The 20402-nt window shown below is 34.8% G+C and carries 17 protein-coding genes; 6 read left to right on the top strand and 11 right to left on the bottom strand.

All coding sequences use genetic code 11. The annotated features are described in order from the left end of the window. Nucleotides 1–48: 48 nt before the first annotated feature. The 3 genes from ileS to ILYOP_RS03385 are packed head-to-tail and all read right to left on the bottom strand — an operon-like array spanning nt 49 to nt 7428. Complete coding sequence (gene ileS / locus ILYOP_RS03395; RefSeq protein ID WP_013387118.1) at nt 49–2844, bottom strand: isoleucine--tRNA ligase; 2796 nt, start codon at nt 2842–2844, stop codon at nt 49–51. Between the two features lie 3 nt (nt 2845–2847). Next, entirely contained in the window at nt 2848–5259 is a 2412-nt protein-coding gene (locus tag ILYOP_RS03390; protein WP_013387117.1) for a sensor histidine kinase, read from the bottom strand. Nucleotides 5260–5262: 3 nt separating this feature from the next. After that, entirely contained in the window at nt 5263–7428 is a 2166-nt protein-coding gene (locus ILYOP_RS03385) for a Tex family protein (RefSeq protein ID WP_013387116.1), read from the bottom strand. 364 nt (nt 7429–7792) lie between these two features. On the opposite strand from ILYOP_RS03385, the gene ILYOP_RS03380 reads away from it, so the two are divergent. Both ILYOP_RS03380 and chbG read left to right on the top strand, forming a co-directional pair. Then, nucleotides 7793–9520 (top strand): phosphoenolpyruvate carboxykinase (ATP), encoded by a 1728-nt coding sequence (locus tag ILYOP_RS03380; RefSeq protein WP_013387115.1) that lies wholly within the window; start codon nt 7793–7795, stop codon nt 9518–9520. A gap of 34 nt (nt 9521–9554) precedes the next feature. After that, the gene (gene chbG, locus ILYOP_RS03375) at nt 9555–10289 is read left to right on the top strand and encodes a chitin disaccharide deacetylase (RefSeq protein WP_013387114.1); all 735 of its coding nucleotides are present in this window, start codon (nt 9555–9557) and stop codon (nt 10287–10289) included. Between the two features lie 66 nt (nt 10290–10355). On the opposite strand, the gene galU is transcribed toward chbG, so the two are convergent. The 6 genes from galU to ILYOP_RS03345 form a co-directional block, all read right to left on the bottom strand. Continuing rightward, complete coding sequence (gene galU, locus ILYOP_RS03370) at nt 10356–11237, bottom strand: UTP--glucose-1-phosphate uridylyltransferase GalU (protein ID WP_013387113.1); 882 nt, start codon at nt 11235–11237, stop codon at nt 10356–10358. A 66-nt stretch (nt 11238–11303) separates the two neighbouring features. Continuing rightward, nucleotides 11304–13217 (bottom strand): methionine--tRNA ligase, encoded by a 1914-nt coding sequence (gene metG / locus ILYOP_RS03365; protein ID WP_013387112.1) that lies wholly within the window; start codon nt 13215–13217, stop codon nt 11304–11306. Nucleotides 13218–13277: 60 nt separating this feature from the next. Then, the gene (locus tag ILYOP_RS03360; protein ID WP_013387111.1) at nt 13278–13928 is read right to left on the bottom strand and encodes a lysophospholipid acyltransferase family protein; all 651 of its coding nucleotides are present in this window, start codon (nt 13926–13928) and stop codon (nt 13278–13280) included. 183 nt (nt 13929–14111) lie between these two features. Then, a complete protein-coding gene (locus ILYOP_RS03355) occupies nt 14112–14462 on the bottom strand; it encodes a YbaB/EbfC family nucleoid-associated protein (protein WP_013387110.1) in 351 nt (116 codons plus the stop codon). Nucleotides 14463–14586: 124 nt separating this feature from the next. Further along, a complete protein-coding gene (locus ILYOP_RS03350) occupies nt 14587–15129 on the bottom strand; it encodes a nitroreductase family protein (RefSeq protein ID WP_013387109.1) in 543 nt (180 codons plus the stop codon). A gap of 122 nt (nt 15130–15251) precedes the next feature. After that, a complete protein-coding gene (locus ILYOP_RS03345) occupies nt 15252–15695 on the bottom strand; it encodes a MarR family winged helix-turn-helix transcriptional regulator (protein ID WP_013387108.1) in 444 nt (147 codons plus the stop codon). A 136-nt stretch (nt 15696–15831) separates the two neighbouring features. Between ILYOP_RS03345 and msrA the strand changes: the two genes are divergently transcribed. Both msrA and ILYOP_RS03335 read left to right on the top strand, forming a co-directional pair. Next, nucleotides 15832–16338 carry a peptide-methionine (S)-S-oxide reductase MsrA gene (gene msrA / locus ILYOP_RS03340; RefSeq protein ID WP_013387107.1) on the top strand — a complete coding sequence of 169 codons (507 nt, stop codon included), beginning with the start codon at nt 15832–15834 and terminating at the stop codon, nt 16336–16338. A gap of 203 nt (nt 16339–16541) precedes the next feature. After that, complete coding sequence (locus ILYOP_RS03335) at nt 16542–16892, top strand: winged helix-turn-helix transcriptional regulator (RefSeq protein ID WP_013387106.1); 351 nt, start codon at nt 16542–16544, stop codon at nt 16890–16892. Between the two features lie 37 nt (nt 16893–16929). Here the strand turns inward: ILYOP_RS03335 and ILYOP_RS03330 are convergent, their stop codons facing one another. Further along, on the bottom strand, nt 16930–17886 hold the full coding sequence (locus ILYOP_RS03330) for an iron-containing alcohol dehydrogenase (protein WP_280985338.1): 957 nt from the start codon (nt 17884–17886) through the stop codon (nt 16930–16932). Between the two features lie 12 nt (nt 17887–17898). Then, entirely contained in the window at nt 17899–18102 is a 204-nt protein-coding gene (locus ILYOP_RS16230; protein WP_280985337.1) for an iron-containing alcohol dehydrogenase, read from the bottom strand. A gap of 419 nt (nt 18103–18521) precedes the next feature. Here ILYOP_RS16230 and ILYOP_RS03325 point away from each other — a divergent pair, with 419 nt between their 5' ends. Beyond that, a complete protein-coding gene (locus ILYOP_RS03325; protein WP_049774847.1) occupies nt 18522–19139 on the top strand; it encodes a 4Fe-4S binding protein in 618 nt (205 codons plus the stop codon). Nucleotides 19140–19219: 80 nt separating this feature from the next. Next, nucleotides 19220–20401: a Fe-S protein gene (locus tag ILYOP_RS03320; RefSeq protein WP_013387103.1), complete on the top strand. Its 1182-nt coding sequence runs from the start codon at nt 19220–19222 to the stop codon at nt 20399–20401. Nucleotide 20402 lies beyond the last annotated feature (1 nt).

Genomic DNA, 20402 nt, shown 5'->3' with positions numbered 1-20402 from the left:
AAAAAATTTATTTTTCAAAATTGTGACGGGAATCCCCGTCACAATTTTTTATTTACTCAAAACTTCTGAACATCTAGGACAGATTGTAGGGTGTTCTTCTAAAGTACCTATTTCAGTAGAATACTTCCAGCATCTTTCACATTTTTCTCCTTCAGCGTGAAGTACCTTTACAAACATTCCCTCGACTTCTTCTCCTTCAGTAAATGTTTCATCTGTTTCTGAAACTATTTCAAGTGAAGAAACAATTAGAACTCCCTCTATTAGTTCTCTGTTTTCTTCTAGAAGCTTTGCCAGACCTTCATCATTTAACTTTATTAGAACTTTGGCATCAAGTGAATTTCCTATTATTCTGTTTTCTCCCTGTCTTGCTTTTTCAAGAGACTTATTTGCATCTTTTCTGATTTTTATGATCTGATCCCACTTTGCTGCAAGCTCTTCATCTATATACTGATCATTATTTTCATACCATTTAGAGATCAGTATAGATTCTGCGTCTTTTGAAGTTTCAGGAATTTTACTCCAGATCTCTTCAGCTGTGAATGAAAGAATAGGAGCTATCATTTTGTTCATAGATACAAGTACCTCATACATAACTGTCTGAGCTGCCCTTCTATCAACTGAATCACCATTTTCAGCATAAAGTCTATCTTTGATTATATCAAGATAGAAAGCTGACATATCTATTCCGGCAAAATAATGTATATCGTGGAATAGGTTGTAGAACTCATATTTATTGTAGTTTTCAGTTACTTTTCTTTTGAGTGTTTCAAGCTTATGCATAGCCCATCTATCTATCTCAGGAAGCTCATCATAAGATACTCTGTCTTTGATAGGATCAAAGTCATTTGTATTTCCTAATATATATCTAGCAGTATTTCTGACTCTTCTATAAGCCTCTGCCATCTGTTTTAGAATATTCTCTGATATTTTAACATCTTCTCTGTAATCTACAGAGGCACACCACAATCTAAGTATATCTGCACCATACGTTTTGATTACGTCATCAGGAGACATTACGTTTCCTGTAGATTTAGACATTTTCTTTCCTTCTCCGTCGTTTACAAATCCATGAGTAAGAACCTGCTTATACGGTGCATCTCCTGTAGACCCTATAGAAGTTAAAAGTGATGTCTGAAACCATCCTCTGTGCTGGTCAGAACCCTCTAAATAAAGGTCAGCAGGTCTTTTTAGGTTTTCTCTTGTTTCTAATACCGATCTATGAGAAACTCCAGAGTCAAACCATACGTCCATTATATTTGTTTCTTTTCTCAGCTCTAAACCTGCTAAGTTATATTTTTCAAGAAGTTCTTCTCCTATAAGTTCTTCTGGAGAATATTTAACCCATGCTATTGTTCCCTCTTTTTTCACTATACCTATAACCCTGTCAATGATTTCACCGTAAAAAATCTCCTCTCCAGTGGCCTCATTATAGAATATAGGGATAGGAACTCCCCAGATTCTCTGTCTTGAGATACACCAGTCAGGTCTTGATTCAAGCATAGTACTTATTCTGTTTCTACCCCATGCAGGTATGAAATCTACATCTTCAATGGCCTTTAAAGCCTTTTCTCTCAAGTCAGAACCTTCAGCTCTCACAAACCATTGTTCTGTAGCTCTGAATATTACAGGAGTTTTTGATCTCCAGTCATGAGGATAAGAATGTTCTATCTCTTTTAACATAAGAAGGTGTCCTGTTTCATCCATATGAGCTGCGATCTCTTTGTTTGCTTTTTTATAAAACATTCCTGCGAACTTTCCAGCTTCCTCTGTAAGGTGCCCCTTGTTGTTTATAGGTGAGATAACAGGTAATCCGTATCTTGTTCCTACAACATAGTCATCTTGACCATGTCCAGGTGCTGTATGTACACACCCTGTACCGGCTTCCATAGTTACGTGTTCTCCTAAGATCACCACTCCCGTTCTGTCTAGGAAAGGGTGCTTATAAGTTGTTCTTTCTAATTTATCCCCTGTAAACTCTTTTAAAAGCTCAACATTTTCTATACCCATATCTGCAAATGCCTTTTCTGATAGACCTTTAGCCAAGATAAGGTTTCCTTTTTCAGTTTTGTATACCCCATATTCAAATTCAGCATTTAAACATATAGCCACATTTGCCGGAATAGTCCAAGGAGTTGTGGTCCATATAACAAGAGATGCTTCATCTAGACCTAGTTTTTCTAAAAGATCAGAATTAGCTTCCATCTTTACATAGATAGATGGTGATACGTGGTTTTTATACTCTATCTCTGCTTCTGCAAGGGCTGTTTCTGTTGCCGGAGACCAATAAATAGGCTTAAGTCCTTTAAATATATATCCGTTTTCATATAATTCTTTAAATACTTCTAGTTGTTTTGCCTCATATTCTGGGTTTAAAGTAAGATAAGGGTTATCCCAATCTCCCATTACTCCCAATCTGATAAAGTCAGATTTTTGTTTTTGTACCCATTTTTTAGCATATTTTGTACATTTATCTCTTATTTTAAGAGGAGACATATCTTTTGCTGCTTCTCCAAGCTCCTCTGTAACTTTTAATTCTATAGGAAGTCCATGTGTATCCCATCCTGGAATATAAGGTGCATTGTATCCTTGAAGTCTCTTATACTTCAGTATTATATCCTTTAAAATTTTATTAAGAGCGTGACCTATATGGATATTTCCATTGGCATAGGGAGGTCCATCATGAAGAATAAACTGTTTTTCTTTCCCCTCTAAACTCTTTTTATAAATTTTGTCCTTGTCCCACTGTTTTAATATTAGTGGCTCTTTGTTAGGTAGATTTGCTCTCATTTGAAAGCTTGTCTTTGGAAGGTTTAAGGTCTTCCCATAGTCTCTTTCATCAGACATTATCTATTTCTCCTCCTTATATGCATTTAAAGTTATTTTTGCTTGCGTATTTACATTTTCCTGGGATTCAAATTTTATGATTCCCCTATGGTGTTTTATTATTCTATAGGCAATGGAAAGTCCTAGTCCTGAAGCATTCTTTTTATAGCTTACAAAGGGCTCATATATATTCTGTAGCTGACTTTCATTCATTCCTATACCATTATCAAAAATTCTGATTCTTACTTTTTCTGTATTTTTAGCTCTTGAAAGAATAATATTGATTTTCTTATTTGTTTTATCACTTTTTATAACTGCATCAAAGGCGTTATCTATTATTTCAGTAAATGCTTTTTTTAGCTCTGCTCTGTCTCCATAAATTTTTTCTCTAGACTTTACAAAAAGAGAAACTGTAATATTATTTGAAATCATATTATCCTTGTGTTCATTGTATATCTCTTCAAATAGAGATTCTAAATCAAAAACTTCAAACCTATACTCTTTCATATCAGAATAATCAGTTAATATGCTGTTTTCACGTTTTACATTTAAGAGTTCCCTTTCTAGTTCTAAAATTTCTTTCCTAAAGTCATCGGTTCCTAATTTTGCCTTTTCTACTATTGCATCTATTTTTTCTAAAAGAGGCTTTCTTCCGTCTAAGAATTTCTCAGAAAGTTTACCTATTGTTATAGCTCTTTCATTATCTATCTTTTCTTCTTCTAGAATTCTGTTTTTAAAATGTATCCCTAGATTTAATATAAGAAGATTTAGTAGCTCTACCTCTTCAGTTGTAACAACTCTATCCTTCATAAAATTATCCACTAATATACAACCATAATCTCTTTCATTACTGTATATAGGAATGATTATAAAGTTGTTTAGTCCAAGACTCATTAAAAACTCATTTCCCAGGTTGTATTTATAACCTCTGTCGTTGTGATATATTATTTTTTTATCCTTGACTGATTCTGCCATTAAACTTGGCTTTCTCACTGGAATCTTTATATATGAAACTAGTTCATTCAGTGATTCACTCTGAAACCTAAAACCTCCTACTGCACCAGCGACTCCGTCATCCTTTGTTTCTATCACATTACTGTTTATGATGGCATACTCTCCGACAAGAGATTCTATCTCTCTGCTGTACCTTAGGAATATTGCCCGACTGTATCCAAGCCCCATTTCAGAAGTAAGAGCATTTGCTATTGATCTTATCACATCAAAGATATCATCTTCTACATGTATTCCTAGTAGTAGTCTTTCTATTACATTTATCCTAAATATATTTTCCTGAAGTTTTAGATTTTGTGACCTAAGCTTATTTTGTGTGCACCTTATGGTTTTAATCATTTTTTTAAAGGACATTATAAGTGTCCCTATCTCACCAGTACTCTTTATTTTGAGATCTACATCATAATCTCCCTGTGATATTCTGTCAGAAGCCTCTGCTATTTCTGCCAAGGGAGTTAAAGTCTTATAGAAGATCTTCCCGAAAAATGTAGAGTTAAAGAGTATCAGAGTTATCGCCACACTGGCTATAAAAAGAAATACAAGAGCCTTTATACGGATAACTTCTCCTTGTGATATTGCTATACCTATACTCCCTAAAAATATACCATTGGTATTTCTTATGGGGTAAAGTGCCATGTAATAAGGTTCCTTATTTAATGTCTTCTCTATATAAAAATATTTGTGGTCTCTCAGCTGAAGTTCTGAACGAACCTTATCACTCAGAAATTTTTCCCCATTGGAAACTTCTAGGGTTCCTTTACTGTAATCTCCACTACTCAGTAGAAATATCTTGTGTTCAGCTTCTAGACCCATAAAATCATGACAGACTTCTAAAAATTTTTCATCAATCATAAAGGTAAGTACATAAGCTTTGATTTCAGGATCCCCATAATAAGGTACCGAGATTCTAACTATTATATCATCAGATATTTTTTCACTAAAAGAGGTCTTCATCTGATATTTAGACCTTTTATTTATAAAATTAAGATAATTCCTACTTTTAGAAGCAGAGAATTTTTTTAAAACTTCTTCATCACCAGATTCTCCGATAATTTCATTGTTTTTTCCTATTATAGAAAATATTGTATCGTTGTAAATTTTATAATTTTGCTTTTCTAACTGCGACTTTAGTTTGTCAGAAAGAAGCTGATAATTTAATCTGCTATTCTGAGATGTATTGGAATCGAAAAAAGTATTTGGGTTCTGAGATATCATAGAGATATCGTCGCGCATCTTAGACATGTAAAAAGTATAATACCTGTCTAAGGTCTTTATCTTCTCTGCCGCCAATTTGGGAACCTGAGCTCCAATATCTTTTAAAGTAATAAAGGCAAGTATAAAAGCGATCATTGAAGCAGTGAGAAGAACCGCCATATTATTATAAAAGATTATTTTTAGGAGCAAAGAATCTTTTTTTAGCCTCATAAATTACTTCTCCTTTTTAGTGAGAGTCACTCTTTCCCGCTGAAAATCAACATCTTTAATTTTTACTTTTATTATTTGACCTACAGAAAGAACCTTCGATGGGTCTGAAATAAATGTGTTTGATATCTCAGATATGTGAAGGAGAGCATCGTTCTTTAGCCCTATATCAATAAAGGCCCCGAATTTTACTACGTTTCTAACAGTTCCTTCAAGTTCCATACCAGGCTTAAGGTCTGCCATCTTAAGTATATCTGATTTTAATACTGGTTTTTCTAATTCTTCCCTCGGGTCACGCCTATCACCTATAAGAGCTCCGTAGATGTCTCTTACAGTTTCTTTTCCATAACCTTTTTCTTCTGAAAAGGCTTCCACATTAAAATTCTTCAATGCCGCTCTTGCATCCCCTATACTTTTTCTGTATTTCTCCAGGGTGAATCCTGCTTTTTCTAGTATCTCTTCTGCTATTCCGTAAGACTCCGGGTGAATAATGGTATTGTCTAAAATGTTTTCCCCGTCCTGTATCACCAAGAAACCAGCCATCTGCTCATAGGCTTTTGCACCGATTCCCTTTACTTTCAGAAGTTTCTTTCTGTTTGTGAAGTTACCGTTTTCTTTTCTAAAATCCACTATATTCTTGGCAGCATTCTTCTTTATCCCAGATATATATGACAAAAGAACCCAAGAAGCACTGTTTACATTTACTCCAACAGAGTTAACGACACTTTCAATTACTTCCCCTAGAGAACTGTCTAATTTGTTTTGGTTTACATCATGCTGGTACATTCCAACCCCTATAGACTTAGGGTCTATTTTTACCAACTCTGCCAGAGGGTCCTGTATTCTCTTGGCTATTGATATAGCCCCTCTTGCAGTTACATCTAAGTCTGGAAACTCTTCCTTAGCAAGTTTAGAAGCAGAATAAACAGAAGCTCCCGCCTCATTTACTATGAGATAATAAACCTCTTTTTTTACTTCTTTTAGCATTCCTGCAACAAAGCTTTCTGTCTCTCTAGATGCAGTACCATTTCCTATGGCAATTATATCTATATCGTACTGGTCTATATATTTAATTATTTTATTTTTAGCCTGTTCTAGCTGTCTTGGGTTATGCATTCCTTCAACAAGATAAAGAACGTCATCACATTTAAAAAACCCATCTTTGTCTATAACTACAGTTTTACACCCGGTTCTATATGCTGGGTCTAGCCCTAAAATATTTTTATCCTGAAGTGGAGGCTGCATAAGAAGATTTTTTAAGTTTTCCTTAAATGATTCTATGGCTTCTCCCTCTGCTTTTTCTGTAAGAATATTTCTGACTTCCCTCTCTATAGACGGTAGAATAAGCCTGTCTAAAGAGTCTTTTATAACTTCAAGATAAAAGTCCTTCAGACTCTGATTCTTGTATTCTCTCAAAATCATATTTTCTATAAATGATCTTGTCTTTTCATCAAACTTTATTGAAACCTTGAGTATCTTTTCATTCTCTCCACGATTCACAGCCAATATTCTGTGAGATGGTATCTTTGAAACAGCCTCATTATATTCATAATAATCCCTGTAAACCTGCTTTAGATCCAGTTCAGGGGATTTTTTGGTAGCCTTTGAGTAAAGTGATGCATATTTTTGCATCCTATTTCTGATTTCCTCTCTAAAAACAGGATTCTCAGAATTTTCCTGGGCCAAGATTAGTTTTACCCCCTCTATAGCCTCTTCGTTAGTCTTTACATCTTCTGATAAAAACTTTTCTGCCTTTATTAAAAGTTCATCATAGTTTATCCTACCTAAAGCCAGCTTTGCAAGGGGTTCTAGACCGTGATCCTTTGCTATATCGGCCTTAGTTTTCTTTTTTTTCTTGTACGGAAGATAGAGATCTTCCACTTCCTGGAGTTTTTCAGCCTTTAGAATCTTGTTTTTCAGATCCTCTGTCAGCTTGTTTTGCTCCTCTATACTTTTCAGCACCTCATCCTTTCTTTTTTGAAGGTTTCTGAGGTAGTTCATTCTTTCAAGAATATCTCTGATAACTGTTTCATCGAGATCCCCTGTAAGCTCTTTTCTATACCTTGCCACAAAGGGAACCGTAGCACCTTCGTCTAAAAGTTTTATAGTGTTTTCTACCTGGCTAGCCTTTATCTTCAGCTCCCTGGCAACTGTATCATAAAAAACAGACATCTATACCTCCCCGACTATCTTTGAAAAATAAAGCTGACCTCATTTTTTAAGAGCTCAACCTGGATTTTCCTTATGTTTCTCATTGAACAATGAATTTTTAACAAAGATTCCTCATTATATCACAAACAAATTTGTTTGTCTAACTTCATTCCCCTGTATTTTAGGGGTTTTTTTACAGGAGATCTTACGTTGACAAGTGCTTTTATTTTATATATACTTTTTTGATAAAAATATATTATAATTACTGATAGGATTATATTTTTTTGAACTTTGAATTTTTAGTTTTAGTTAAATAAATGTTCAATTAGAATTGTGAGTTTAAAGTTACAAAGTTTCATATTTTTATAAAATTGGAGGAGTCATAATGAGAAAAGAATTTCTGCTCAGCAGACAGAGTGCCATCATAAACTTCACTGCCAAATACTGTGATACAAGAGAAAAACTCCTTGACAGCCAAGCATTCAAAACGGTTTTGACCTCATATATGGAGATTATAAAAAGCAAGGACAATGCAGTATATAACTATTTTATAAAACGATCAGACAATGATTTGGACAATATGGTAGACAACCTCATTGTAGTATTTAAACTGCTTTTGGTTCTACAGGTAGAGGATATCTCAAAAATAGATTCAAAGTACACTCTTTATTTTGATAAAAAAGAATACTTTGTAGAACTTATTGAGGGAATCTACTCCTTTTGGAGAAAACTAGAAAGATACTCTGTAGTATCAAACAGAAGACAGGGAGAAGGCCTTCAGAATGTTGGCTTTATAGAGGCCAACAATAACTTCAGCAACATGATCTTAGGAGTATACAGGCGTATAGAGGAAACTGTCATCGGATATCAGCACAGGGTTTATCGTCAGCTTCCTGCCGGTGCCAATGCTGGGCTTATTGTAAATGAGGTAAAATGGCCATGCCCACACGAATATTCATTCCTTGAAAGAGTCCCTTTTATCGAGACTATAATCCTAGAGCCTCCTTTTATCATATATCCAAAGAAGAACAAAAGAGAGGGAATAGCTAAAGAGGTTTTCACATCCCCTTTATCAGAAGCTTCTGTAAATGAACACCACTGGTTCTGCTATCCTGCAAAGGTAGGAAACCTTCTAGCCTATATATATTTCCACAAGGATTTCATGTGCCACGGAGTAACTTTATGCAACCTTTTTGAGTTGGCCAAAGAGGATGAGTACAGAAATAAAAAACCCGACATTATATATGTCTATGGAATGAAGGATTTTAATAACGAAAAAACAACTTGTTTTTACAAGGATAAAGAGAACAGTATAATTTTGGGATACGCCAATTATCACGAAGATATTGATTATTTCGGATATATGAAAACTATGATCCTGACCCTTCACAACGTATATATGATGGAGCAAGGAAACCTTCCTGTACACGGAGCCATGGTAAATGTAGTTACAAAAACAGGTAAAGAGAGTAATATTGTCATCGTAGGAGACAGTGGTGCAGGAAAATCAGAGAGTATAGAGGCTTTAAGAGCCCTCAGTGAGAACTATGTAAAAGATATGAAAATAATATTTGACGATATGGGGGTTCTAAAGCTGAACTCTAAAAATCAGGTGGTGGCCTCTGGTACAGAGATAGGAGCCTTTATAAGGATGGATGACTTAGAACAGGGTTATGCCTACCAGTCCATGGACAGAAGTATATTTATGAATCCTGACAGAGAAAACTCAAGGGTGGTTCTTCCTATAACCTCTTATAATGACATAGTCAAAGAGTATCCTGTAGACTATATTTTCTACGCAAACAACTACGAAGATGAAGATGAGATAAAGTTCTTCAAAAATTCTAAAGAAGCCCTAAAAGTATTTAAAGAAGCAAAGAGACTGGCTAAGGGAACTACCAGTGAAAAAGGGATGGTAACCTCTTATTTTGCAAATCCATTTGGTCCCATACAGAGAAAAGGCCGTTGTGATATGCTTTTAAATAAGTATTTTAGCATACTCTTCGAAAGAGGGGTCAAAGTGGGAGAAGTAAAGACCTGTCTTGGTATAACAGGTATGGAAAAAGAAGGTCCGAAAAAATTAGCAGTCAAACTTTTTGAAATTATTAAATAACCTTTAATGACAGGTAAAAAAAAGGAGAAAACAGATGAAATTAATAATAAATGCAGATGATTTCGGTTATTCAAAAGGTGTAAACTACGGCATTATAGAGGCTTATAAAAATGGATTGGTCACTTCTACCACCATAATGATGAATATGCCCTATGTCGACCATGCCTTGGATCTATACAAGGATAATCAAGGTCTTGGACTAGGAATACATTTCGTATTGACAAGTTATATCCCTCTAACCAATTCATCGGAATTACTAGGTAAAGATGGTGTCATGGACAGGGATTTTGACAGAATCGCTCTGTGCTCGGAAAAGACTATAGAGGCTGAACTAAGGGCACAGCTCAATCTTCTAATTAAAAAAGGTTACAAAATAACCCATGCAGACAGCCATCACCATGTACATCAGATCCCAAAGGTCTTAAAAATAATGAGTAAGATCTGCAAAGAGTATGACTTGGCCATGAGGACTGTTCCTGAACAAAAAAACTGGGATGAATTTGACAATAATATAAAAACAACTGAAAATTTTGAATGGGAGTTTTATGACGAAAAAGCTACATTTGAAAAATTTAAAGATATTGTCTCGCAGCCCGATATTTCAAGCTTAGAAATTTGCACCCATCCGGCTTTTATAGATCTCCATTTAAAAAACTTCAGCAACTATGTAGAGCCGAGAATGATAGAGCTAGATATTCTCACATCCCAAAAGACAAAAGAACTGATAGCCGATAAAAACATCCAAATGATCAACTTTGGTGATCTTTAATTTCTTTATAAATTAACAGAAAAGTCTGACCCTAATGCAAATCCATTAAGGTCAGACTTTATTTTGTTAAACTAGTTTCAAATCATTTTTTAAGTATTCTAATAGCCCTTCTTTTGTTTCGTCATGTTTCAGCCCATATTCAATATTGGCTTTTAAAAGACCCAATTTATCCCCTATATCATAACGCTTTCCGTCAAAGTTATAGGCCGCCACTTTTTCACCGGATTTCCTAAGCTTGAGAATTGCATCTGTCAGCTGTATCTCTCCGCCTTTTCCAGGTTTTGCACCTTCTAAATGATCAAAGATTTTACCATCTAAGAGATATCTTCCTAGACAAGCAAACCTCGATGGAGCATCTTCTACAAATGGTTTTTCCACAAAATCTTCTACTTCAACAGTCTTGTCGTCTAATTTTTTCCCAGGATCTACTATACCATACTTAGAAACATTCTTCTTCGCAACTTCTTGAACCCCTATAATACTACTTCCATACTTTTCATATTTTTCCATCATCTGTTTGCTTACAGGTTTATCAGGGTTATACATTATATCGTCTCCTAAGGCTATTACAAAAGGTTCATCTCCTATAAATGGCTTAGCTTTCAGAACTGCATGCCCTAGTCCTAAAGGGTGAGTCTGTCTCACATAAAAAATATTAACCATACTGGAAAGCTCTGCAACTTTAGCCAGCAGAGCATGTTTTTCCTGCTTTAAAAGAGTATCCTCTAGCTCATAAGAATAATCAAAATGATCCTCTATACAATCTTTGTTACGTCCTGTAACTATTATTATATCCTTTATACCAGACTCTACAAGTTCCTCTACGATATACTGAAGAGATGGTTTATCTACTATTGTAAGCATCTCCTTAGGCTGTGCTTTTGTAGCCGGAAGAAGTCTTGTCCCTAAACCTGCCGCAGGAATTACTGCCTTTGTTACTTTTGTCATAAAAATAACCTCCTAAAATCAAATCTGAAAAATATCAGGTTTTATATCTCACTGATTTATTTTAAATTATTTTACCTTCGACCCTGTTTTTACTGCACTATCTATCTCTACGAGTTTTACTCTTTTTTTCTCTTCAGTAGTTAGAAGCATTCCTTGAGAAAGTTCTCCTCTTAGTTTTACAGGATTTAAGTTTAAGACAGCCAGAACTTTTTTACCCACGAGCTCCTGATGATTCTTATAGTATTTTGCAATACCTGAAACTATCTGTCTGATTCCCTTTCCTGTGCTGACTTTAAATTTTAAAAGTTTATCTGCTCCCTCTATTGTGGAAACCTCTAATATCTCAACAACTTTTATCTCTACACTGTTAAAATCATCTATGGAGATGGGATTTTCAATTTTAAGATTTTCCTCTACTTTTAATTTAGGCTCCTCTTTCTGAACCTCTATTCTTGGGAAAATAGGTTTTGCTTCTCCAAGGTTATGTCCTTCTTTTATTACTTCCCAAGGAGATACCACAGATAACTTAGCATCTTTTATATCCTCAGAAAAACCTAGCTGCTCCCATATTTTCTGTGCAGACTCTGGCATATAAGGATATACCAACACTGCTACTTTATACAGTGCCTCTACAAGGTTATTCATAACCACTGCAAGTCTTGGTTTTTTATCTTCATCTTTGGCAAGTGCCCAAGGCATCGTCTCATCTATATATTTATTCATTCTAGATATAAATTTCCAGATAGCTTCCAGTGCCTTTGAAAACTCCAATTTACTCATAGATTTTTCAACTGATTCTAGAGTTTCTTTCCATAGTTCCTTTATCTGATCGTCATATATCTGATGTCCAGTTCCCTTTACAACTGTGGAATTAAAATATTTTTTATACATTCCTAAAGTTCTGTTTAAAAGATTTCCTAAGTCGTTGGCAAGGTCGGCATTTATTCTGTTTACCATAGATGTCGTAGAATAATCTCCGTCATTTCCAAAATGAACCTCTCTCATAAGGAAATATCTAAATGGATCTCTGCCATATCTCTCAGTTTCTGCCTGAGGATCTATTACATTACCCTTTGATTTTGACATTTTTTCTCCCTCTACAGTCCACCATCCATGGGCTACAATTTTATCCGGGAGTTTTTCCTCTGCTGCTAAGAGCATACAAGGCCATATTATTGCATGAAATCTAAGAATATCTTTTCCTAATAAATGCACTACTTCTCCGTCATTCCAGAATTTTTGGAACATATCAAGATTGTTTTCATACCCAACTGCAGTAAGATAATTTGTAAGGGCATCAAACCATACATAGGTGATATGTCCTGGAGCAAATTCAATTGGTATTCCCCACTCGAAAGTGTTTCTAGAAATAGATAAATCTTGAAGTCCTTGTTTCACAAAGGAGATAACTTCATTTTTTCTAGAGTGAGGCAGTATGAAATCAGGATGTTTCTCTATATGCTCTAAAAGGGCGTCCTGATATTTCGACATTTTAAAGAAATAAGATTCCTCTTTTACAACTCTTAGATCTTTTCCACAGTCTGGACATCCGTTTTCTCCCACTATCTGATTTTCAGGTACATAGGTCTCACAAGAGACACAGTATTTCCCCTCGTATTCACCTTTGTAGATATCACCTTTTTCATATACTTTTTTCAAAATTTTTGTAACTGCTTTTTTATGTCTTATCTGGGTGGTTCTTATGAAATCATCATGGGAAACATTTAAAAGGTTCCACATATCTTCAAATCTAGGGGCCATCTTATCTGTCCATTCCTGTGGTGTAAATCCTTTTTCCCTTGCAGTCTCTTCAACTTTTTGACCGTGTTCATCTGTTCCAGTAAGGAAAAACACATCATATCCCATTGTCTTTTTGTATCTTGCAATGACATCAGCAGCAATTGTTGTATAGGCACTTCCCACATGAGGATCCCCATTTACATAGTATATTGGTGTAGTTACATAAAAATTCTTACTCACAAAATTTTCCCCTTTCCTAAATTAGGCTTTTGATTTTTCACTATTTATCTCATTTAATTTTTATTTAGATTTGTCTTTTTTCAAATATTCCTCAGCTTCTTTGTCTAGTCTGTTTAGTTCTTTTTCTAAAAAAAGAGCATACTTATCTAAATCCGCTCCTTTGGGTATCTCTATGGGATCACCCTCTATACACACCATCTTAGAAAAGGGTTTTGGAAACTGAAATTTGTCCCAGGCCTTTTCAAAGGTCCAGCAGTTTGAAAAAGCTCCACCCACTGGAATCATTTTTTTTCCTGATTTCTGTGCCAAGAAAAGCATCCCGGGTTTCACCTTATAGATAGGTCCCTTTGGTCCATCTACAGGGGTTCCTGCACTATATCCGTTTTTCACAAGTTTGGCCAGCTTGATAAGACTCCTCACTGCTTCTTTGTCCGATGACCCTCTTATTACCTGAAATCCAAATTTTTCAAGGGTAACTGCTATAAGTTCTCCGTCATTAGAGGGACTTGCAAGCCCTGCCTTTTTTTTATAATAATCCAGACAAACAGAAGTTATTATAAGTTTATTATGCCAGAAACCATAGACGTAGTTGCTATTAAGGTCTATTTTTTCACTTCTTTTCACTTCTAATTTCAAGGTTTTCAGTATAAATTTCAATAGAAAATACAGCATATTTCCGTATATTCTATATTTTCTCTTTTTTTTATCCATATAGGTTTTCTCCTGAGTTTTTTAAAAAGTATAACATATCCTCCGAAACTCTTCAATTACTCTTATCTATATATACCTCAAGTTTGCCAAAAAAAGAACACTGACACAGTGCCCAAATAACAATCTCTAATTAAAAATAGCTCTTATTGAAAAAAAGAGGGAATTCCCTCTTTTTAAACTTTCCTAAACAAGACCTGGAATGTTGATTCCGCCAGTTACTTTTCCCATCTCTTTTTCAGCAAGCTCTTCAGCCTGTCTAACTGCTTCTTTTACTGCTGAAACAAGAAGATCTTCTAGCATCTCTTTGTCGTTATCCTCCACAGCCTCTTTCAAGATTTCATCTGAAAGCTTTATTTCAAGGACCTCTTTCTGACCATTTACTTTTACAGTAACTGCTCCTCCGCCTACAGAAGTCTCAAGTTCTTTTTCCTTTAACCCCTCTTGTACTACAAGCATCTGCTGCTGCATCGCCTGTGCCTGCTTCATTATATCCATCTGACTATTATTCCCTTTAGCCTTTAACTTTCTAACCAACTTAAACGCCTCCTCTTACTATACTTATGCCATAAGATTATATCATATGATCACTCTCTTGGCAATATACAAGATACGCCACTATTATAAAAACAACACCTCTTTTACAAGAGGTGTCTAAAATTTATTTTATCTTATCTATATGTAAAAGTTCCGAAAGTTCTTTTCTTGGAACAGGTCTTGTCTCAACTGCCGGTTTACCTACAGGTATAATAGCTGCTATCTGAATATCTCCTTTTATATCTAAGATTTCAGATGCTTTTTTAGAATCATAAGCACCTACCACCACGCTCCCTAAACCTAGGTCATGAAGTTTTAGCATCATGTTCTGACAAGCTAGTCCAAGATCAAACATTCCCCATGTTCCCACGTCATTAAATGAAGTTTCTTTATAGAAACCAGATTTTTTTCTGTTGTAGCATGCCACAATTACAAGAGAAGCATCTAAAGAACATGCAGTTGATGGATTTTTAGGATAGCAGTTTTCCACAAGTTCTTTGATCTTTTCCTTATCTCTCAAAGCCAGAAATTCAGAACACTGAGTGTTTGCCCAAGAAGGTGCAACTCTTGCCGCTTCCATGGCTTCATTTAGCTCTTCGTCTGTCACATAGTAGTCTGTAAATTTTCTAACACTTCTTCTATCTTTTATTGCTTTTGTCAATTCCACTATAAATTCCTCCAATATAATAAAATACGTTTTCGTACTTTATTATATCTGATCTAACTGTTTTTTACAAGATTTTTTTTATAGATTTAGCCCATAAGCCAGAATTTATTTAAAATTAAAAGTTATATATCTTGGAAATTTTTTCTCACTTTTCCAAGGTACTTTACCAAGATCTCTTTTTCCTCTTCTTCAAAACCATCATAGGCTTTTTCCAAAAGAGCCTTTGATATTTTCAAAAATGTTTTTCGAAACTCTATTCCTTTAGGGCTAAGGGTCACATTTATAACCCTTGCATCTAGCTCATCCTGTTTTCTCTCAACGTATCCAAGTTTTTCAAGTTTTTTAACCATATCTGTGACACTTGATTTTCGTCTCGCTATATATTTTGCTATCTCATTCATTGTCATCTGTCCGTCATTGTCATAAAGAGCAGACAAAATAGTCCCATGACTAGAGTTTATCCCTTCTACACCTAATCTTTTGAGCTCCCCATTGATAAACTGGGCACTTTTTTCCCTTATATTTGCAACTAATCCAATAACTATATCTGTCCTTATTTTGACCACTTCCCTTCATTACGATCTCAAGGACATTTTACTTGGAAGAGCCTTCTTTGTCAAAAATAACTCAATATATTTTTGTCATCCTAAAAGGGAAAGGATAAGTCTTCAGGTATAAAAAAGTATGGAGGTGGTATATATTATGAAGACAATTACACTTGCCGGTGGTTGTTTCTGGGGTATAGAGGCTTATTTCAAAAGAGTAAGAGGAGTAGTTCATACAAGTGTAGGCTATTCCAACGGAACAAAAGAAAATCCAGACTACAAGGAGGTCTGCTCTGGAAAAACCGGTCATGCCGAGGTATGCAAGATTGATTATGACGATTCCATTCTACCTCTCGATAAAATCTTAGATCATTTTTTCAGACTCATTGATCCAACTGTTTTAAACAGACAGGGAAATGATACAGGTACCCAGTACAGGACTGGGGTCTATTATTCTTCAGATGATGACCTCCCTGAAATAAAGGAGTTTGTAAAATCCATAGCCAAGAAATATAGTTCAGAAATCGTGACAGAAATAGAACCCTTACACAATTTCTTCCCAGCGGAAGATTATCATCAAGAGTACCTTGAAAAAAATCCATCAGGCTACTGCCACATAAATTTTTCCCTCTTAAAAGATGAGGAAAAACAAGATCCCGTATAAATTCAAACCAAAAAAGCACTCTTATAGTGCTTTTTTATTTTTAAAACTTATTGATTTTTATATTCAAACCTAAACAAAATTTGTAAGTTTGACTTAATTATTTACCATTGCTATAATAAAATCTGTGTTTAAATCTGTTAACTCATATATATGTATTGCATTCTTTTACACTATTACCAACGACTAAGTTAAAGGAGGAGATCATGCCAGAAGACAGATCAAATAAGGTTAGCTGCAATAATTATAGATGCGAAATAGAGCTCACCCTTGAGATAATAGGAGGTAAATGGAAAGCCTTGATCCTCTGGGAACTTGGAAATCACGGGGTTATAAGATTTAATGAGTTTCAACGGTATATAACAGAGATAAGTCAGAAGATGCTTACCCAGCAGCTTAGATATTTGGAAAAAAATAAATTAATCACTAGAAAAATTTATCCTGTTGTGCCTCCAATGGTTGAGTATTCTTTAACTGAATTAGGAAAAAAGCTCATCCCTATTTTAAAAGAAATGGATGTCTGGGGAAAAGATTATATATTTGAAAGAGATAAATAGTAAAAAGTCCTCCCCTAAAAGCGGGAGGACTTTTAAATTAAAATGTCACTTTTTCACCGTAATAAACAGCTTTAAATAAGTTTTTCATCTCTTCTACAGATATATCTCTTGGATTTGTCCCTGTACATGGGTCTCCTACAGATGTTCTTGCGATCTCATCTAAGTTAGCCAAGAAGAACTCCTCTTCTACTCCAAATTCTTTTAATGAATGAGGCATATCCATTTGTTCTCTTAATTCTTTAATTAAGTTTACTAATGATTCAACTAATTCAGTTTCGTTATTTCCGGCTAAACCTATTGTTTTAGCGGCATGAGCATATTGTGCTTTTCCGATTTCATCTTTTGCATTGAATTCGACAGCATATGAAAGGTAGATTGCATTGGCTAATCCATGATCAATATTTAAAACTTTTCCTGTCTTATGAGCCATTGAATGAACTATTCCAAGGATTGCATTTGAGAATGCCATTCCTGCTAAGTTTTGTGCGATATGCATATCTTTTCTCGCAGAGTCTTCACCGTTATAAGAGTTGATTAAAGTCTCTGAGATCATCTCGATAGATTTCATCGCTAGTGCATCTGTAAATGGATTTCTTGCCTTTGAAACATATGCTTCTAGTGCATGAGTTAATGCATCCATTCCTGTGTTTGCTACTAATACCTTAGGCATTGTTTGTACTAAGTTTGTATCTACAATAGCTACATCTGGAGTGATGTTGTAGTCTGCGATTGGATATTTGATATTAGTTTCATTGTCTGTGATTACAGCAAATGATGTAACTTCTGTAGCGGTACCACTTGTTGTCGGAACTGCTATAAATTTAGCCTTGTTTCTTAATTCTGGTAGGTTAAATGGTTTTGCAGCTTCTTCAAATGTGAATGTTGGGTGCTCATAGAAGATCCACATAGCTTTGGCCGCATCTATCGGTGATCCTCCACCTATTCCTATTATTGTATCGGGCTTAAATTTATTCATAGCTTCTACACCTTTCATAACAGTAGCTACTCAAGGGTCATTTTCTATTCCTACGAACAGTTCACTTTCTATTCCAGCTTCTTTTAAATATTCAACAGCACTAGGTACTGTTCCATCGTTTATTAATCTCTCTGAACCGATAACGATAAGAGCCTTAGTTCCATTGATATTTTTTAAATGAGATAGCGAGTCCTCTCCGAAATATAGATCTCTTGGTATTGTAAATCTTTGCATTTGTAACCTCCTAATTTTTTTAATTTTTTATGTGCACTCAGTATACAAAAAAAACTAATTAAAAAAAAGAAGGCACTTTTTGGTGAAATACTTACCAAAAGGTGTAAATTGTGATTTTACAAGATTAAAAAAACCATAAAAATAAAAAAAATAATTGAATTAAAATAATTGCGAGTATCTAAAATCAAATTATCATTTAAAAAAAGCCACCAACTTATTTAAAATTTATTTTCATTAAAAAAGTGTCCTAAACAGGACAGAAGTATCTCTATTAAAATGTTATTATTTTAACATAACATAAGCCAAGAGGTCTTTTGTTACATTCTTGTATAGAGGTGAGCCATTTGAACAAAAAAATTCAATTAATTAGAAACAGTGTTCAACTTTTTTTTATTGGATTGTTAGTAGCGGGTTTATTTATGAAATTTAAGGCTGTATTTCCACTACTGCTTATTTTTTCATTGGTAGTGGGTAATTTTTTCTGCGGATGGGTATGTCCATACGGAGCCCTTCAGGAATTTTTTGGTGCCATAGGGGACAGGATTTTTACAAAAAAATATAAGATGCCACAAAATATTCAAAAATATCTGATATTTTCAAGATATATCGTTATGGCACTCTTAGTTGCAGGTATAGGGGTAGGTATCTATGAAACTGTAAACGGCAATAAAACATTCACCTCTACAGTAAGTAATTTTTCAGGTGTTGTCATCTCAGCATCATTAATTATAATGGCTGGTTTTCTAATTGTTTCAACTGTATTTGAAAGGCCATTCTGCAATTATCTTTGCATAGACGGAACCAAGTTCGGGATTGCAAGCTTGACTAAATTTTTCTCAGTGAAGAGAAATAAAAAAAGTTGTGTAAACTGTAAAAAATGCAACAGAGTATGTCCTATGAACATTGCTGTGTCAGATAAGGATAGCATCAGAAATCCCCAGTGTATTAACTGTTTCGAGTGTATAAGCAGCTGTCCGGTAAAAGATACACTGTCATATGGGAAGATCGGAATATTCCTTAAGAAAATCGGCAACTAAAAAACCCTGTTAGTAAAACTTTCAGGTATTTTTTCAAAACTCTGTAGAACTACTGAGAATAATTTAAGGAGGGGATAGTAGTGATAGACAACGGATTTAATAACACTTTCGATTTAGATGTTCCAAAAGTTAGTAAGAGAGCTCCATTTAAAGTGAGTGAAAAAGGAATTTTAAGGCATGACAAAGAATTTTTTTATACCTACACTAAAGATAACTTAGGAAAAGAACTGACTGATAATAACCCATATGTAAAAATAGATGGAGAGTTATTTGATCACTATACTTCTATACATCCAGGGGATGGTAAAGGAGACTCTATAGACATAGATTCAGACTACATCAAAAACATTGCAAAGTATGTTGAAGATGATGGTATGACACCTAAAATCAGAGACGTGTTCATAAAAGATGCACAGAGGGTAATGAAGGGTATTGCTCTATCAAAACAAAATCCAGAATTTAATAAAAAACTAGAAGCAGATATAGAAGCCGGTAAAGTTAAACCTTTGAAAGACTTAAAGCAGCTTAAAGATAATATCTTAGAGTATGTAAAGAGCCTGGGAATGATTGGAGCCTTTACCTTAGTTGACAGAAGGTATATCAATGAGGGCTTTGACGACTCTTTCCCATATGACACTATGCTTGTATTGGGTATGGAGATGGAGGCGGATCAGATAGAAGAAATACCTTATCCTACAAAAGATACTGGAAAGATATTTGATTGGCATATATATGCCGAAGCTGGAGATGCTGCAAATAAAGTAGCCGATTTTATTAGAAGTAAGGGATATAAGGCTCTTTCAACTCCAGCATTAGGTGATGAAATAAACTTTCCCCCTCATGCAGTGAATGCCGGTCTTGGAATGTATTCCACTCATGGCTTGCTGATTACCAAAGAGTATGGAACAAGATTAAGACTATGCTGTGTAACCATTGATGCTGACATTGAGCTAGACCATGCAACAGAAGACATGAATTTTGAGGAGTTTTGTGCAAGATGCAGAATGTGCTATAAGACCTGTCCTGTGGCCAGCATTCCCAAAGATGAACATGAGTGGTTTGGTCAATTTAAAAGAAGATCAGTTAGAAAAAGCTGTGGCTGGTCTATGGCAACAAACAGATACTGCGGACACTGTCTCAAAGTTTGTCCGTTAAGCAGATTCGGATATGATAAAATTGTAAATCAAAGTTTACCTGAATACAACATGTATAACGTTATGACTGATATTATAGATAAAGATAAAATCAGAGGAGGAGAATAGT

This window comes from Ilyobacter polytropus DSM 2926, from assembly GCF_000165505.1.
Lineage (GTDB): Bacteria > Fusobacteriota > Fusobacteriia > Fusobacteriales > Fusobacteriaceae > Ilyobacter > Ilyobacter polytropus.
The sequence above is the reverse complement of the archived record's forward strand: the minus strand, read 5'-3'. Positions and strand labels throughout refer to the sequence as shown.

Excerpts from the sequence above, each read along its gene's own strand:
- ILYOP_RS03360 (WP_013387111.1), bottom strand. The coding sequence starts at position 13,928 with ATGGATAAAAAAAAGAGAAAATATAGAATATACGGAAATATGCTGTAT.
- ILYOP_RS16230 (WP_280985337.1), bottom strand. The coding sequence starts at position 18,102 with ATGCAAAGATTTACAATACCAAGAGATCTATATTTCGGAGAGGACTCG.
- ILYOP_RS03325 (WP_049774847.1), top strand. The coding sequence starts at position 18,522 with ATGAAATTTAAGGCTGTATTTCCACTACTGCTTATTTTTTCATTGGTA.
- ILYOP_RS03380 (WP_013387115.1), top strand. The coding sequence starts at position 7,793 with ATGAGAAAAGAATTTCTGCTCAGCAGACAGAGTGCCATCATAAACTTC.
- ILYOP_RS03390 (WP_013387117.1), bottom strand. The coding sequence starts at position 5,259 with ATGAGGCTAAAAAAAGATTCTTTGCTCCTAAAAATAATCTTTTATAAT.
- ILYOP_RS03335 (WP_013387106.1), top strand. The coding sequence starts at position 16,542 with ATGCCAGAAGACAGATCAAATAAGGTTAGCTGCAATAATTATAGATGC.
- msrA (WP_013387107.1), top strand. The coding sequence starts at position 15,832 with ATGAAGACAATTACACTTGCCGGTGGTTGTTTCTGGGGTATAGAGGCT.
- galU (WP_013387113.1), bottom strand. The coding sequence starts at position 11,237 with ATGACAAAAGTAACAAAGGCAGTAATTCCTGCGGCAGGTTTAGGGACA.
- chbG (WP_013387114.1), top strand. The coding sequence starts at position 9,555 with ATGAAATTAATAATAAATGCAGATGATTTCGGTTATTCAAAAGGTGTA.
- ILYOP_RS03385 (WP_013387116.1), bottom strand. The coding sequence starts at position 7,428 with ATGTCTGTTTTTTATGATACAGTTGCCAGGGAGCTGAAGATAAAGGCT.
- ileS (WP_013387118.1), bottom strand. The coding sequence starts at position 2,844 with ATGTCTGATGAAAGAGACTATGGGAAGACCTTAAACCTTCCAAAGACA.
- ILYOP_RS03330 (WP_280985338.1), bottom strand. The coding sequence starts at position 17,886 with ATGAAAGGTGTAGAAGCTATGAATAAATTTAAGCCCGATACAATAATA.